At 68.7% G+C, this 15,004-nt stretch carries 15 protein-coding genes; 1 reads left to right on the top strand and 14 read right to left on the bottom strand.

Features of this window, described 5'->3' with window-relative positions; all coding sequences use genetic code 11:
• Positions 1-62 precede the first annotated feature (62 nt).
• The 11 genes from murD to HNP60_RS02695 form a co-directional block, all read right to left on the bottom strand.
• Entirely contained in the window at positions 63-1,391 is a 1,329-nt protein-coding gene (gene murD, locus HNP60_RS02745; protein ID WP_184149933.1) for a UDP-N-acetylmuramoyl-L-alanine--D-glutamate ligase, read from the bottom strand.
• Complete coding sequence (gene mraY / locus HNP60_RS02740; protein ID WP_184051007.1) at positions 1,388-2,458, bottom strand: phospho-N-acetylmuramoyl-pentapeptide-transferase; 1,071 nt, start codon at positions 2,456-2,458, stop codon at positions 1,388-1,390. The genes murD and mraY overlap by 4 nt, the downstream gene beginning before the upstream one ends.
• The gene (locus tag HNP60_RS02735) at positions 2,455-3,840 is read right to left on the bottom strand and encodes a UDP-N-acetylmuramoyl-tripeptide--D-alanyl-D-alanine ligase (protein WP_184149929.1); all 1,386 of its coding nucleotides are present in this window, start codon (positions 3,838-3,840) and stop codon (positions 2,455-2,457) included. Before HNP60_RS02735 ends, mraY begins: the two co-directional genes overlap by 4 nt.
• Entirely contained in the window at positions 3,837-5,264 is a 1,428-nt protein-coding gene (locus HNP60_RS02730; RefSeq protein ID WP_420825238.1) for a UDP-N-acetylmuramoyl-L-alanyl-D-glutamate--2,6-diaminopimelate ligase, read from the bottom strand. Before HNP60_RS02730 ends, HNP60_RS02735 begins: the two co-directional genes overlap by 4 nt.
• A complete protein-coding gene (locus HNP60_RS02725; RefSeq protein WP_184149923.1) occupies positions 5,264-7,021 on the bottom strand; it encodes a peptidoglycan D,D-transpeptidase FtsI family protein in 1,758 nt (585 codons plus the stop codon). The genes HNP60_RS02730 and HNP60_RS02725 overlap by 1 nt, the downstream gene beginning before the upstream one ends.
• Positions 7,021-7,674, bottom strand: a complete 654-nt coding sequence (locus HNP60_RS02720; protein WP_184149920.1) for a colicin transporter — start codon at positions 7,672-7,674, stop codon at positions 7,021-7,023. The genes HNP60_RS02725 and HNP60_RS02720 overlap by 1 nt, the downstream gene beginning before the upstream one ends.
• A complete protein-coding gene (gene rsmH, locus HNP60_RS02715; RefSeq protein ID WP_184149917.1) occupies positions 7,671-8,651 on the bottom strand; it encodes a 16S rRNA (cytosine(1402)-N(4))-methyltransferase RsmH in 981 nt (326 codons plus the stop codon). The genes HNP60_RS02720 and rsmH overlap by 4 nt, the downstream gene beginning before the upstream one ends.
• Positions 8,648-9,130 carry a division/cell wall cluster transcriptional repressor MraZ gene (locus HNP60_RS02710; RefSeq protein WP_041391689.1) on the bottom strand — a complete coding sequence of 161 codons (483 nt, stop codon included), beginning with the start codon at positions 9,128-9,130 and terminating at the stop codon, positions 8,648-8,650. Before HNP60_RS02710 ends, rsmH begins: the two co-directional genes overlap by 4 nt.
• 204 nt (positions 9,131-9,334) lie before the next feature.
• A complete protein-coding gene (locus tag HNP60_RS02705; protein WP_184149914.1) occupies positions 9,335-10,624 on the bottom strand; it encodes a DUF4350 domain-containing protein in 1,290 nt (429 codons plus the stop codon).
• Positions 10,625-10,676: 52 nt separating this feature from the next.
• Positions 10,677-11,063, bottom strand: a complete 387-nt coding sequence (locus HNP60_RS02700; protein ID WP_014074908.1) for a hypothetical protein — start codon at positions 11,061-11,063, stop codon at positions 10,677-10,679.
• A gap of 58 nt (positions 11,064-11,121) precedes the next feature.
• On the bottom strand, positions 11,122-12,108 hold the full coding sequence (locus tag HNP60_RS02695; RefSeq protein WP_184149912.1) for a cysteine synthase A: 987 nt from the start codon (positions 12,106-12,108) through the stop codon (positions 11,122-11,124).
• Positions 12,109-12,307: 199 nt separating this feature from the next.
• On the opposite strand from HNP60_RS02695, the gene HNP60_RS02690 reads away from it, so the two are divergent.
• Positions 12,308-13,369 carry a cell wall hydrolase gene (locus HNP60_RS02690; RefSeq protein ID WP_184149909.1) on the top strand — a complete coding sequence of 354 codons (1,062 nt, stop codon included), beginning with the start codon at positions 12,308-12,310 and terminating at the stop codon, positions 13,367-13,369.
• 13 nt (positions 13,370-13,382) lie between these two features.
• On the opposite strand, the gene tatC is transcribed toward HNP60_RS02690, so the two are convergent.
• From tatC to HNP60_RS02675, 3 genes are read right to left on the bottom strand one after another with little or no spacing between them, the layout of a single operon-like run.
• Positions 13,383-14,156 carry a twin-arginine translocase subunit TatC gene (tatC, locus tag HNP60_RS02685; protein ID WP_184149906.1) on the bottom strand — a complete coding sequence of 258 codons (774 nt, stop codon included), beginning with the start codon at positions 14,154-14,156 and terminating at the stop codon, positions 13,383-13,385.
• Complete coding sequence (gene tatB, locus HNP60_RS02680) at positions 14,153-14,611, bottom strand: Sec-independent protein translocase protein TatB (RefSeq protein WP_184149903.1); 459 nt, start codon at positions 14,609-14,611, stop codon at positions 14,153-14,155. Before tatB ends, tatC begins: the two co-directional genes overlap by 4 nt.
• A 32-nt stretch (positions 14,612-14,643) precedes the next feature.
• Positions 14,644-14,889 (bottom strand): twin-arginine translocase TatA/TatE family subunit, encoded by a 246-nt coding sequence (locus tag HNP60_RS02675; protein ID WP_184149900.1) that lies wholly within the window; start codon positions 14,887-14,889, stop codon positions 14,644-14,646.
• Between the last annotated feature and the right edge of the window lie 115 nt (positions 14,890-15,004).

The raw sequence follows: 15,004 nt of genomic DNA, 5'->3' as shown, positions 1-15,004 counted from the left end.
GAAGCGCGGCTGGCGCGGCGCGCCGCCGTCGATCAGCGTGATACCCTCGTCGCTCTGGTCGCTCATCGGCTGTCCCCCGCAGGCGTCTTCTCGCCCAGCGCGGCGACGGCTGCCGCGAAGGCATCCCCGCGCGCCTCGAAATCCCGGAACTGATCGAAGGATGCGCAGGCCGGCGATAGCAGCACGACATCACCAGCCTGCGCGCGAGCAGCCGCTTCCGCAACGGCAGTGACCAGCAGCTCGCATTCGGTCACGGGGACATCGGCCTCGCCCAGCAGCCGGGCGAACAGCGGCCCGGCCTCGCCGATCGTGTAGGCATGGGCGACATTGGGGAAACCGGCGGCGCACTCGTCCAGCGATTCGCTCTTGGCAAGGCCGCCCAATATCCAGTGGATGCGCGGCCGCCCCCCGATCGCGGGCCAGGCGGCCAGCGCCGGCGCGGTCGAGGCGGCATTGGTCGCCTTGCTGTCGTTCACGTAGAGCACGCCGTCGATCTCCGCCACGCGCTGCATGCGGTGCGGCAAGCTGGCATAGCTTTCGAGCGCCGCGCCGACATTGGCGTCAGAGATGCCGAGCGCCTGCGCGACCATGACCGCGACCGCGACATTCTGCGCATTGTGCGGTCCCTGCAGGGCGGGCCAGCGGGCCTGCATCGCGGGATCGACGGATGCCGCCGAAACGCGCCGGGCACGCGGGAGCCCTGCCGCCACGTCGCGCGTCACATCGTCGTCGACTGCGACGATGGCGGTATGGTCCGGGGACTGCATCCCGAACAGACGCACCTTGGACGCCACATAGGCATCGAAATCGGCATAGCGATCGAGATGATCGGGCGTGACGTTGAGCAGCACCGCGACGTCGCAGTCGAGCGTGAAGGTGAGGTCGATCTGGTAGCTCGACAGTTCGAGCACATAGACCCCGCCCGCCTTGAGCGGATCCTGCGCGAGGATGGGCAGGCCGATATTACCGCCCATGCGCGTCGGCAGGCCGGCGACCCGCACGATATGATGGATGAGCGCGGTGGTCGTCGATTTGCCGTTGGTGCCGGTGATGCCGACCACGCGGTGCGGCGGCAAAGTGGGCCGCGCAAGCGCGAACAGCTCGATATCCCCGATGATCGGCACGCCGGCCGCGCGCGCCCGGCATGTGACCGGATGGCGATTGAGCGGCACGCCGGGCGAAACGACCAGCGCGTCCAGCCCATTGAGGTCCATTTCCATGGGATCGCCCAGCACGGCCTTGCCGGCGACCTGCGCGCGCGCGTCCTCCCGCTGGTCCCAGGCGATCACCCAGGCGCCGCTTGCCGCCAGCGCGTCCACCGTCGCCAGCCCGGAGCGGGCGAGACCGAGGACTGCATAGCGCTTGCCGGCAAAGGCGTCCGAGACGATCATCGCAGCTTCAGCGTGGAGAGGCCCGCCAGCGCGAGCACGAAGGAGATGATCCAGAAGCGGATGACGACAGTCGATTCCGCCCAGCCGAGCTGCTCGAAATGATGGTGGATGGGCGCCATGCGGAACACGCGCTTGCCGGTGCGCTTGTAGAAGAACACCTGGATGATGACGGACAGCGCCTCGATCACGAACAGGCCGCCGATCACCGCCAGCACGATCTCGTGATGCGCGACGACGGCGATCACCCCGATCGTGCCACCGAGCGCAAGACTGCCGGTGTCGCCCATGAACACGGCCGCCGGCGGCGCGTTGAACCACAGGAACGCCAGCCCCGCGCCGACGATCGCGCCGCACAGGATGACCAGATCGCCCGCGCCCGGCACATGCGGAATCCCGAGATAGGCGGCATAGTCCGCGCGCCCGACCAGATAGGCGATGAGCATGAAGGCCATGCAGGCGACGATCACCGGCATGGAGGCGAGGCCGTCCAGCCCGTCCGTCAGGTTCACCGCATTGCCGAAGGAGACGATCACGAACGCGCCGAAGAGATAGTAGAGCGGCCCGAGATCGATCGCGCCGCCGCTCCAGAAGGGCAGATAGAGCATCGTGCCGTTGTGCCGCACGATCAGCCAGGTCGCGAGGCCGGCAATGGCGAACTCGGCGAGCAGCCGCATGCGGGCGGAAAGGCCCTTGTGGCTCGCCTTGGTCACCTTGTCGTAATCGTCCATGAAGCCGATGGCGCCGAAGCCCAGAGTCACGAGCAGGCAGGCCCACAGATAGATGGATGCCACGTTCATCCACAACAGCACCGAGAGCATCAGCGCGGTGAGGATCATCAGCCCGCCCATGGTGGGCGTGCCGCGCTTGGCGAGATGCGTCTGCGGCCCGTCGTCGCGGATCGGCTGGCCCTTGCCCTGCCGCACGCGCAGCCAGCCGATGAAGCGCGGGCCGATGATGAGGCCGATCAGCAGCGCCGTGATGATGGCAGCGCCGGCACGGAAGGTCAGGTAGCGGATCAGGTTGAGCACGCCGGGGAAATTGAGCTGCTCGGCAAGCCAGTAGATCATGCCGCCACCTCTTCCGCCGCGAGCCTGTCGACCAGGCGGGAGAGCCCGATGCTGTTCGACCCCTTGACGAGGATCACGTCGCCGCCGCGCAGGCGGCCGGGCAGCAAGTCGAGCACGTCCGTCACATCCTTCGCCCGCTCCACGGGCACATCGCCGGCCAGCGCATCGGCCAGCGGCGCCATCTCGTCACCCACCAGCACGGCGAGGCTGACGCCGGCCGCCCGCACCGCATCGGCGAGGCCCCGATGCAGGCTCTCGGACAGCGCACCGAGTTCCTTCATTGCGCCCAGCACGGCGATGCGGCGTTCGCCCCGCTCCTCGCCGAGCTGCGCCAGCGTCGCGGCCATGGAGGCGGGGTTGGCATTGTAGGATTCATCGATCAGCAGCGCTTCGCCGCCATCGGCCGTGCGCAGCGTGCGCCGTGCGCCGCGCCCCGGCAGGCCGTTCATTTCGGCGAGCGCCAGCCCGGCCTGGGCAAGATCGCCGCCGACCGCCTCCACGGCTGCCAGCACCGCCAGCGCATTGCTCACCCAGTGGCGACCGGGCATGGCGACCGTGAAGCTGAGGCGCGCGGTGCGCAATTGGGCCGTCACCAGCGTGCCGCCGCGCGCAGAGGGCGCCTCCTCCACCACGCGCACGTCCGCGCCGGCGCGCAGACCGAAGGTGACGATCCGCGCGGCATGGCGGGCAGCGACATTGTAGAGCCGGCTGGCATGGGGGGAATCGGCCGGGATGATGGCAGTGCCGTCGCTTGTCAGCCCCTCGAAGATCTCGGCCTTGGCATCGGCGATCTTCTCCTCGCTGCCGAAATACTCGATATGCGCCGGCGCGATGGTCGTGACGATCGCCACATGCGGGCGAACCATGCGGCTGAGTGCCCGCAGCTCGCCTTCATGGTTCATGCCCATCTCGAAGATGCCGTAGCGCGTCATCGCCGGCATCCGCGCGAGGCTGAGCGGCACGCCCACATGATTGTTGTAGCTCTTGAGCGAACGGTGCGCGCCGCCGAAGCTCATTCGGTCGAAGGCACGGTAGAGCGCTTCCTTGGTGCCGGTCTTGCCGGCCGATCCGGTGACGCCGATGATGCGCGCGCCCGTGCGACGACGCGACGCCCGGCCCAGATCCTCGAGGCCGCGCGCGGCGTCCGCCACCTTGACGAAGGGGCCGTTCACCTCGCGCTCGACCAGCAGGCCGCCCGCGCCCGCCGCCAGCGCCATGGGAATGAAGTCATGCCCGTCGGCATGCTCGCCCCGCAGCGCGACGAAAAGGTCGCCAGGCGCCACTTCGCGGCTGTCGAAGGCCACGCCGGTCACGTCGAAGGACGAGTTAGCCGTCCCGCCAGTCGCTTCGGCGATCGCCTCGGATGTCCACAATGGCGTCATGCGGCGCATTCCCGTGCGACCGTGACGTCGTCGAACGGCAGCACCCTGTCGCCGATGATCTGCCCCTGCTCATGGCCCTTGCCGGCCAGCAGGACGATATCGTCCGGCCCCGCTTCCGCGATGGCGGCGGCGATGGCGGCACGGCGTCCGCCGATCTCGCGCGCGTCCGGCGCACCGGCCATGATCGCGGCACGAATGACCTGCGGCTCCTCGCTGCGCGGATTGTCGTCGGTCACGATCACCATGTCGCTGAGCTCGCTGGCCACGCGCCCCATCAGCGGCCGCTTGCCCGCGTCCCGGTCGCCGCCGGCACCGAACAGCGTGATGAGCCGCCCCCGGGTGTGCGGCCGCAGCGCCTCGATCGCGGCGCGCAGGCCATCGGGCGTATGGGCATAATCGACATAGACCGGCGCCCCGACGCGCGTGATGACCGCGCGTTCCAGCCGCCCGCGCACCGGCTGCACCCGCGCGAGCAGGCCCAGCACGTCCCTGAGCGCGCCGCCCGTCGCCAGCACGAGGCCCGTGGCGGTCAGGGCATTGGCGGCCTGATAGGCGCCGATCAGCGGCAGCTCCACCTTGTGCGTGGCGCCTTCCGCCTCGATCAGCAGCGTCTGGCCGAGCTGGGTCGGCGTGCGGCCGGCAAGGCGCAGCGTCTCGCCCTTCGTGCCGACAGTGACGACCCGCAGGCCGCGCGCGCGCGCATGCTCGACCACCGCGCCCGAGCGCTCGTCGTCCGCCCAGACCACTGCCGTCCCGTCGGGCGCCACGACCTCGTCGAACAGGCGCATCTTCGCGGCGAAATAATGCTCCATCGTGCCGTGATAATCGAGATGATCGCGGCTCAGATTGGTGAAGGCGCCGGCAGCGATGCGCAGGCCCTCGCTGCGGAATTGCGCCAGCCCGTGGCTCGATGCCTCATAAGCGACATGGGTGATGCCTTCCCGGGCGAGGCCAGCCATGTTGGAAAGGAACGTCACGATGTCCGGCGTGGTGAGGCCCGTCGACACCTGATCGACCGAGGTGGTGACGCCCAGCGTGCCGATGGACGCGGACTTGTGCCCGAGCATCCGCCAGAGCTGGCGCGTGAGTTCCACCGTCGATGTCTTGCCGTTGGTGCCGGTCACCGCCACCACCGTCTCGGGATAAGGCGCATAATAACGCGCGGCGAGCGCGGCGAACAGGCGGCGCGGATCCTCGTCGGCGATGTGGACAGCGCCTTCGACCTTCGCTTCGGGCCGCGCGACGACCGCGATCGCCCCGGCCGCGACGGCGGCCGGGATGAAGTCCTCGCCATTCAGCCGCGCGCCCCGGAAAGCGCCGAAAATGGTGCCGGGCGCCACCTTGCGATGGTCGATGGCGAAGCCGCTCACCGCCGCGTCGCCCGCAGCGGACTCGAGGTCGGGAAGAAAGGTCGAGAGACGCATCATTCGGCCTCCTTGTCCCCTTCGACCAGCGGCATCAACTCGGAAATGTCGACGTCCCGGTTGGCTTCGGGATAGACGCCGAGGAGTGGCCCCACACGTGAGACGAACGCCTTGACGACCGGCGCCGCAGTATAGGCCGCGGTGCGGATGCCGGGATAACGGGCACTGCCCTGGGGCTCGTCCATCATCACCACGACGACATAGCGCGGGTCTTCCATCGGGAAGGCGGAGGCAAAGGTCGAAACCAGCGAGCGGCGGGCATAGCCGCCGTCCTTGGGCTTCTCGGCCGTGCCGGTCTTGCCGCCGACGCGATAGCCTGCGGCGTCGGCATTGCGGCCGGTGCCGGTCTGCACGATCATGCGCAGCAGCTGGCGCATCCGTGCGCTGGTCGCCTCGCTGAACACGCGGCGCGAATCGATCTTCTCGCCTGGCGCGCGACGGATCACCGTGGCGGGATGCCACATGCCGCCATTGACCAGCGCGGCATAGGCACTGGCGAGATGCATCGGCGTCACCGCGATGCCATGGCCATAAGCGGTGGTCATGATCGTGGTGCGATACCATTTGGCCGGGAACAGCGTGCCGGCCTGCTCGCGCAGCTGGACGCTGGCGGGCCGGTCGAACTCCAACGAGCGATAGGCGCGCTCCAGCGGCGCCTGCCCCATCTCGTCGGCGATGCGGGCGGTGACGATATTGCTGGAATGGACAAGCGCCTCGGGCACGGTGAGCCAGCGGCCGAGCGGATGATCGTCCTTGATGGTGAAGCGGCCGACGGGCAGCGGCGCGGTCGCGTCATAACGCTTGGTCATGCTCACGATCACGCCCGCGTCCATGGCGATGGCGAAGGAGAGCGGCTTGAAGGTGGAGCCCAGCTCATAGCGCGCCTGCACCACGCGATTGCAGCGCGGCGACATGTCGCAGGTGATGCGGCCGGGGCGCAGCTTGCCGTCGGCGCCCATGACCGGCGGCGGCGCCGGCACAGGGTCGATCCGGTTGGGATTGAATGTGGGCAGGGAGGCCATGGCGACCACTTCGCCATTGCGCGAATCGAGCACGAGGCCGACCGCGCCTTTCGCCCGCTGGTCCTCCATGCCGCGCGTCAGCTCGTCCTCCAGCGCCGCCTGCACGCGCGTGTCGATGGAGAGCTGGAGCGGCTTGCCGCGCATCTGCGCGTCGAGCAGGCGATTGTCGAAAGCCCGCTCCACGCCCATCGCGCCATGTCCGTCCCGATCGACGAAGCCGACCAGATGCGCCGCGAGCGTGCGCTGAGGATAGAGCCGCTCGGGCTCGCGGGGGAACTCGATGCCGATCTCGCCCAGCGCATTCACCGCGGCGACCTCGCGCGGCAGGGCGCGCGTGCGCAGATAGTTCCACTGGCTGCCCGAGGTCAGCTTCTTATAGAAATAGCCGACCGTCTGGTCGGGGAAGATCTCGTGCAGCTTCACGGCCAGCTCGCGGGGGTCGCCAAGCAGCCTGTCACGGCGCACCGCGATCGCATAGCCGTCAATGTCGCGCGCCAGCGGGACGCCGTTGCGGTCGACGATGTCGGCGCGGCGCGGCACGGGCAGCGGGCTGATCGACCGCTCATGCTGCACGCCGGCATCCACGCCCATCCATGCCATGCGCACCGTCATCACACCGGTGATCGCCACGAAGATGAGCAGCACCAGCATGAGACGGCCATGCGCAACGGAGACGAGATCGACGGCCTTGCCGTGATTGGGGCGCGGCTCCGGCTGCGCGAGGATGGTTGCCATCAGCGCACCTTGCCCTCGCCGCTGGCGAAGGCCGTGCCCCCGAGCAGCTTCTCGTCCAGCAGCGCGAGGCGTGCTGTCTTGCGCGCGGCGGGGTCGGGCCGGACGGCGGCCTTGTCGGTCCGCTTTGCCAACGGCCTGGTGTCGGCGAGGTTGACGCGTCCGGGCACGGGCTCGGCAGCCGACGCGGTGCGGATCAGCGCGAATTCCGAGGGGGCACGCACCTCCGTGCTGGGCTTGCGCGGCGCGGCGGCCGGGGTCGGCGCAGGCGCGGCGGCGGCCAGCTCGACCGGCGCGGCCTCATCCTGTTTCGCCATGGCGACCATCACCGGCGGCGGCGCGTAGCCGTCACCCACCGGCGCCATGCCTTCCAGATTGGCGAGCGCGCGCTCGTCGGGCAGATACTGACCCGGGCCCGGCACGTAGAGGCGCAGGTCGTTCTGGTTCCAGGCCGTGAGCTGGCGCAGGCTCGCGCGCGCGCCGAACTCCGCCTCCAGATAGCGAATCTCCGAGCGCGTCCAGCGGATCTGGTCGATGAGATGATGGACCGCGTTCCGCTCGGTCGCGACGCGCAGGCTGATCAGATAAGCAGCGAGCGCGCCCATCGCGACGACGAGAATCCACATGATGCTTTGCAGGCGCTTGATGGCGATCATGAGTCTGCTCCCTGTCGAGAGATGCGGGCGGGGGCTGCGGTGCGCACGGCACTGCGAAGCGTGGCGGAGCGCGCGCGCGGATTGGCGGCGATTTCTGCTTCGCCCGGGCGCACGGCGCGGGCGGGTTTGCGGAAAGTGGGGGCCTGCGCGGCGCGGGCTTCCGGCCGGTGGCGCGAACCGGCGCCTTCCTGGCCACTGCGCGCGCGCAGGAAATTCTTGACGATACGGTCCTCGAGGCTGTGGAACGTGACGATGGCGAGGCGACCGCCGGGCTTCAGCACAGCCTCGGCCGCGTCCAGCCCGCGCTCCAGCGCGTCGAGCTCGCCGTTCAGATGGATGCGGATCGCCTGGAAAGTGCGCGTCGCCGGATCGGTCTTGTCCCCGGGCCGCCGTCCGATCGCGCGGTGCACGGCGCCGACGAGATCGCCGACGGTCGCCAGCGGCCGCGCGGCGACGATGGCACGGGCGATCCGGCGCGACTGGCGCTCCTCGCCATAGGTGTAGAGGATGTCGGCCAGCACGGTCTCGTCCACCCGGTTCAGGAATTCCGCGGCGGTCTCGCCGGACTGGTTCATCCGCATGTCCAGAGGGGCATCGGGAAAGCGGAAGGCGAAGCCGCGCCGGGGCCGGTCGAGCTGCATCGAGGACACGCCGATATCGAGCGTGACGCCGTCCACGGCATCGACGCCTTCATGCGCGAGCAGCCGGTCCATCTCGCCGAAATTGCCCTGCACCAGCCGGATCGCGCCCTCGCTCGCGGCGATGACGGGCTGGCCTTCCGCAATGGCGTCCGGGTCCTGATCGATGGCGAAGACGCGCGCGCCGCGCCCCGCCATCGCCGAACTGTACCCGCCGGCACCGAAAGTGCCATCGACATGCCACTCGCCAGGGGCAATGGCGAGCGCGTCGAGCACTTCATCGAGCAGCACGGGGCGGTGCTGCGCGGCCGGCGGGTTCGCGGGGGATGCCGCACTCATGCGCGACCCTCCCGCTTGGAACGAAGCTCCTCGAGGAACATCTCGCATTCCTCGACCGCGAGCGGATTGGTGGGGCTCTCCGCGAGATAGCGCTCGGGATCCCAGATCTGTGCGAAACGGCCGCCACCGACGATGAACACGCCGTCGGTGATGCCGTAAAGGCGGCGGAAAGCGGGCGGCAGGGTGAAGCGCCCGCCCGAGTCGATCGTCACGGACTTGATGGTGCTCCAGAAGTCCACGGCAGCCTGATCGGGGTCGAAATCGTCACCGCGTGTCAGGGCGATCTGCGCGGTTTCGTCAGCCTTTGCCTGAAAGAAATCGACCTGCTTGCTCCCGAACAGCGTGATGCACTTGCGGCGCGGTTCGGCACGAACAAGCATCGATCCGGGCTCGTCGCTATGGGCGTTGAGCACGGAGCGGAAGGAAATAGGCAGCGCAAAGCGCCCCTTCCCATCCAGGGCGCTTGCTCCGTTGCCCATGAAAACCGCCGACGACACCCGCTCAAGGCCTCCCTGCCAGGGCGCAGCGCTTCCCGTTCCGGCAAGCGGGGAAACCGCATGCCGGGCAACAGACTCGCACACACTACGAGCGCCCCTTGACGCTTCCAATTAGCAGGAGACGCCGGGGAACGGAAGGGAGAATCTTGGGAAAACTGGGCTGAGATGGGGGAACTCGCTCCGACTTCACCCTGTATCGATTGATGTTTTTGAAATGTTCTTTCTTTGATCCCTCTTCATTTCTTTTGCGGGCTGGGAACCACTGGGGCGCCGCGCCACCAGCGCATCCGCCAGTGCGAGAAGGAGCAGCAGGAGCAGCGACGCCCGCAGGCCACGCACCAGCGCCTCGCCGCTTGCCAGCCATGTCGTGACCGGATCGGCAGGCGAGTCCCCGCCGCGCAGCCAGATCTCCAGCAGGCGTGGTGCGTCGCTGGTCCAGGCCCCGAGATCGCCGGGCCGGTCCGGCGCCAGCGTCCACAGGGCATCGTTGATCCAGTCGGCATCGGCGACGAGCAGCGCCTGCCCCGCGCCGATCCGGCATCGCGCGATCAGCCCGGCCTCATCGGGCGTGCATGCCGATCCTTTCCCATGCCGCTCGAAGCGCCCGGCGCCCGAAAGCTGAAGAAGCGACCCCGATGCCAGAGGGCGTCGCTCCACAGCGTCCGCCCCGTCCGCCTTTTCCGCCATGTCGAGGCGCAGGCCCCAATGCGCGAGCAGCGGATCGAGCAGGCTCGTCAGCGGCGGCCGCGCGGGATGGCCGAGCGGCCGGGGATCGTGCCAGTGCAGCAGGGGATCGGCCAGGATCACCGCACGGCCGCCGGCCCGCACCCAGTCGTCCAGTGCCAGGAGTTCACCCGGCGCGAGCGCGCGCGGCTGGGCAAGGAGCAACGTGCCGACCCCGTCGAGCGCGGCCCGGTCCAGCGCGTCGATCGGGCGCAGCGGGCCATGCCGTTCCAGCCACAGCCAGAGCGGCGCGCGCAGCCCCACCGAATCGAGCGAGGGATGGCCGGGCGCGGCCACCACCGCCGCACCATGCAGCGGCAGTGCCGTCATGACGCCCACCGGCCCGGCCACACCCCTTGCGCCACCCTCGCCGCCAAGCGCGTCGGCAAGAGAGGGCAAGGCGATCGCCGGAAGGAGAAGCCCGCAGAGCGCCAGCCACCGCGCCTTCCCGGCATTCCGCGCCGCAACCAGTCCCGCCCCTGCAGCCAGCGCCAGCCCGGCAACCAGCAGGACGATGCCGGCCCATGGCCAGCCGGTGCCGGCAAGGATGAAGAGCGCCAGCAGCGGCGCGGCGACGAGGAGCATCGCCCGGGCCGCCCGCAGCCACCCCGGGCCGCCCGACGTGAACCAGACCAGCAGCAGCACCGCTGCCATCCCCGGCAGCAGCCAGTCCAGCGGATCGAGCCGGCCGGTGCGCAACGCGGACCCAGCAAAGCCGGCCAGCAGCGCACCACCCGGCACCGCCAGCGTCAACAGGAATGAAGGAAGGACTCGCCGGGGCGAAGCGAGGAACCGCACGGCCGGATCAGCGCGTGGAATTGGTGCGATCGGCGTCCTGGTCCATGCGTTCGCGCAGGCGCGGGTCAGGTTCGAGGTCAGGCACGGCACCGCTTGGCGCAGTGGACTGGGGCGCGGGTGCCGCCGCGCTGTCCGCCGTGGGCGTCACGCCAAGGTCGGCGAGCGGCTCGTTCGCGCTCGGCTGCGCACTGCCGCTGCCATTGGGCACCACGATGCCGATCGCGCTCTCGTCGATCACCACCGGGGTACCGTTGCTCGACTTGTCTCCCCGCGCGGTCTGCACCACGAGATTGGCAAGGGTGACGATCAGCAGCACCGCCGCCAGACCGACAAGACCGATCTGGACACGCTGCAGTTCCTCGCGATGGGCGCGCACTTCGCCTTTTTGAGCCACGCTCAAACTCCCGGTCGGCCAGCCGACGCTACCCAACGCGGCCGATCCACCCCGATCATTAGTTGGACAGCCATGGGAATGGCGTCAACCCCTTCGATTCGAGCCAGTCACGATTGTAGAGAGTCGAAAGATAGCGCAGGCCCGTGTCGCACAGGATGGTAACGACCCGACTGCCCGGCCCCAGCGCTCGCCCCAGCGCCACGGCGCCCGCGACATTGATGCCGGTCGACAGGCCGACGCACAGCCCCTCGCCCATCAGCTTTTCCACCCAGTGCAGGCCCTCGGCATCGGAAATGCGGAACTGCGTGTCGATCGGCGCGCCTTCGAGATTGGCGGTGATGCGGCCCTGGCCGATGCCCTCGGCGACCGACGATCCTTCCGCCTTCAGCTCGCCATGGGCATAATAATTATAGAGCGCCGCGCCATGCGGATCGGTGAGCGCGATGGCGATGCGCTCGTCCTTCTCCTTGAGGCCAAGCCCGACGCCCGCGATGGTGCCGCCGGTGCCCGCCGCGCAGGTGAACCCGTCGATCCGGCCTTCCATCTGCGCCCAGATCTCTTCGGCCGTGCCGGTGATATGGGCGCGGCGATTGGCGATATTGTCGAACTGGTTGGCCCAGATCGCGTTCGGCGTCTCCTCGGCGATCCGGCGGGAGGTATGCACGAAATGGCCGGGATTGGAGAAGGGCGCGGCCGGCACCAGAACCAGCTCCGCGCCGAGCGCGCGCAGCGTGTCCTTCTTCTCCTGGCTCTGCGTCTCGGGCATGACGATGATCGTGCGATAGCCCTTGGCATTGCCGACCAGCGCCAGGCCGATGCCGGTATTGCCCGCCGTGCCCTCGACAATGGTGCCGCCGGGCAGGAGCTGCCCCTTCTCCTCGGCATCCTCGACGATGGAGAGCGCGGCACGGTCCTTCACCGATGCGCCGGGGTTCATGAATTCGCATTTGCCGTAAATCTCGGCGCCGCTTGCCTCCGATGGACCGGCAAGGCGCACGAGCGGCGTGTTGCCGATCAGGGAAAGCGTGTTGCTGTGAAGGGTCATGCGCTCTGACGTAGGATGCCCGCACGCCGACGGCAAGCAAGGAGATTGCGCGCCCACGCAAGCGCAGATTGGGCGCCTGCTGCCCTCACATGAACCGGTGCGCCCACGGGGCCGCACCGGCAGACTTCCCCGGCCGGTTCGCGCGGTGCCCGGCGCACGGCTTTCGGGAAAATTTACGCCGCTTGTGATAGGGAGCGCCATGCCACCGATCGTCCCTGCCATTCAGAGCCCGCACGCCGACGCCTTCGCGCCGCGCAGCGGCCTGTCGGTCTGGCGCTGGATCGCGCCGTTCGCGGTCCTGGCGCTGGGTCTGCGGCTCATTCCCATGGCGGCAGGCGAGATCGCGGGAGGCCCTGAACCCACCGACCCGGGCACTCCGGCCTCCTTCGCACAGCCGGGCGCGACGTTTCCCGGATCGGCCTATTTCTACGCGGAAGGCGCCCTGATGCCGACGGCGGATCAGGCAGCGCGCCGTGCCGACGGCCTGCCGCCGCAATGGCGCGGCAACCGGCACATTCTCGCCATCGACATCGGCCCGCCGCCCGCGCCCCATCGCTTTGCCGGCCGCACCGCCATCGACCGGATGCGCGCCCTCTCCTGCCTCACCAACGCCATCTATTATGAGGGCGCCAACGAGCCGGAGGAAGGACAGCGCGCCATCGCGCAAGTGATCCTCAACCGGGTGCGCCATCCGGACTGGCCGAACAGCGTCTGCGGCGTCGTCTACGAAGGCACGGATCGGGACGACCTGCGTTGCCAGTTCACCTTCGCCTGCAATGGCGCGATGGCGCGCGCGCCCGAGCCCGCCCGCTGGCTGAGGGCCCGCCGCGTCGCGCAGGCTGCGCTCGGCGGCGCGATCTTCGCGCCCGCCGGCCACGCGACTTTCTATCATGCCATGACGGTGTTTCCCGGCTGGGCGAGCCGGATGCACCCCGTCGCGATCATCGGCGCCCACGTCTTCTACCGGGCGCCGGGCGATGCCGGCCTGCCCGCCCGGTTCCGCGCATCCTATGCGGGCGTCGAGAGCGTGAACGGGCCGGGCGCCAATGCCTATATCGATCCGCGCAGGGCGGCATTCGCGATGCCAGCCCTGTCCGCCCTACCAGTCGCCGATACGGTGCCGATGCGCGACCTGGCGCCCCGCTCCCCCAGCCCGGCGCCCGCCTCTGTCCAGCAAGCATCCCAAGAGGGCACGGCGCGCGGCCTGCCGGAATCGCACATCAAACGGGAATATCTCGAAAGCGGCCGGTCGCTTCGCTAGATCTGCGGGAAAACTATTCTACTTCGGCCAGCGCCTGTTCGCGCGCGCTGCGGCGATCGGTGAACCAGATCGCGATCAGTGCAAGTTCGTAGAGCAGGCACAGCGGGATCGCGAGCATGAGCTGCGAGATCACGTCCGGCGGCGTCAGCACGGCCGCCACCGCGACAGCGCCGACAATCACATAGCGCCGCGCGCCAATCAGCTGCGCGCGCGTCACGATGCCCGCCCGGTTGAGCAGCATCACCAGCACCGGCAGCAGGAAACTGATGCCGAACGCCAGGATGAACTGCATGACGAGGCCGAGATAGCTCTCCATGCTGGGCAGCGCCTCGACATCGAGCCCGCCCGCTTCGCCCTGAAATTTCAGGAAGAAATGAAAGGCGGTCGGCATCACCAGATAATAAGCGAACGCCGCCCCCGCGAAGAACAGCACGGGTGTCGCCAGCAGGAAGGGCAGCAGTGCCCGCTTCTCCTTGGCATAGAGGCCGGGCGCGACGAAGGCCCAGAGCTGGTTCGCGGTGATCGGGAAGGAAATGAACAGCGCGCCGAAGAGGGCAACCTTCAGCTCCACGAAAAAGGCCTCGTAGAGCTTGGTATAGACCAACCGTCCCTGCCCGGGGCCGAAGCTGTCCTTCAGCGGCTGGATCAGGAAACCGAGGATTTCACTGGCGAAATAATAGCAGATGCCGCCCGAGATGAACAAAGCCCAGACGCAGACGAGCAGCCGCTTGCGCAGCTCGATCAGATGATCGAGCAACGGGGCCTTGCTTTCGTCGATGTCCATCATGCTGCGGACCCCTTGGGCGGCTCTGTGCCTCCGTCGAGCGGGAGCGAGGGCTGGTCCGTGCCGGCGAGGGATGGCGATGGCGGCACTGCCTCGCCCGGAGGCGACGCGCTCTCAGCGGTGGATGTCCCTTCCGGAGAAGCACCGGGCGACTCGAGGGCAGGCGCGGGCGCGCCGTCCGCTGCGGAAGCGGACGCGGGCGCGGACGTGCTCATGCCAGGCAGCTGCGTCTCGCGCATGATCCGCTCATTCTCGCGGGCCCATTGCTTTTGCAGCTCTTCCAGCTCCGCCTCGCGGACCATGGCATCGAGGCCTGTGCGGAAATGACGCGCCATGCCGCGCGCTTTCCCGACCACCTGCCCGACCTTGTAGAGCGCGCGCGGCAGATCCTTCGGGCCGATCACGACGATCGCCACGATGATGATCAGCAGCAGCTCGGACGAGCCGATATCAAACATTGCAGGCGACCCGCCGTGTCAGCGCAGTGAGATCAACTATCGAGCTTCTGCTCGTCACGCGTCGCGGTCTGCTCGCCAGCGGCCACGGGACGCTGCTCGATCCGCTGCGCAGGCTTGGCCGAGGCCGCCGTCTCGTCCTCGTCATCCGCGAGCCCCTTCTTGAAGCTCTTGATGCCCTTGGCGACGTCGCCCATCAAACCCGAGATGCGACCGCCGCCAAACAACAGCACGACGACCAGGACCAGAACGATCCAATGCAGGGGGGAACCGAAACCCATGCGAAATTCTCCTGTCAATCCGATCTAACTAGGGCCTGCGGGCGCGATGCGCAATGCATGGCGGCGTCGATTGTCCGCCATGATGTCATGCGGGCAGCGCGCCATGCCCCGCGAT

It is taken from the genome of Sphingobium lignivorans (genome assembly GCF_014203955.1).
In the GTDB taxonomy this organism is placed as follows: Bacteria; Pseudomonadota; Alphaproteobacteria; order Sphingomonadales; family Sphingomonadaceae; genus Sphingobium; species Sphingobium lignivorans.
Note: the sequence above shows the minus strand (reverse complement) of the source record. Positions and strands in the feature narration are given on the sequence as shown.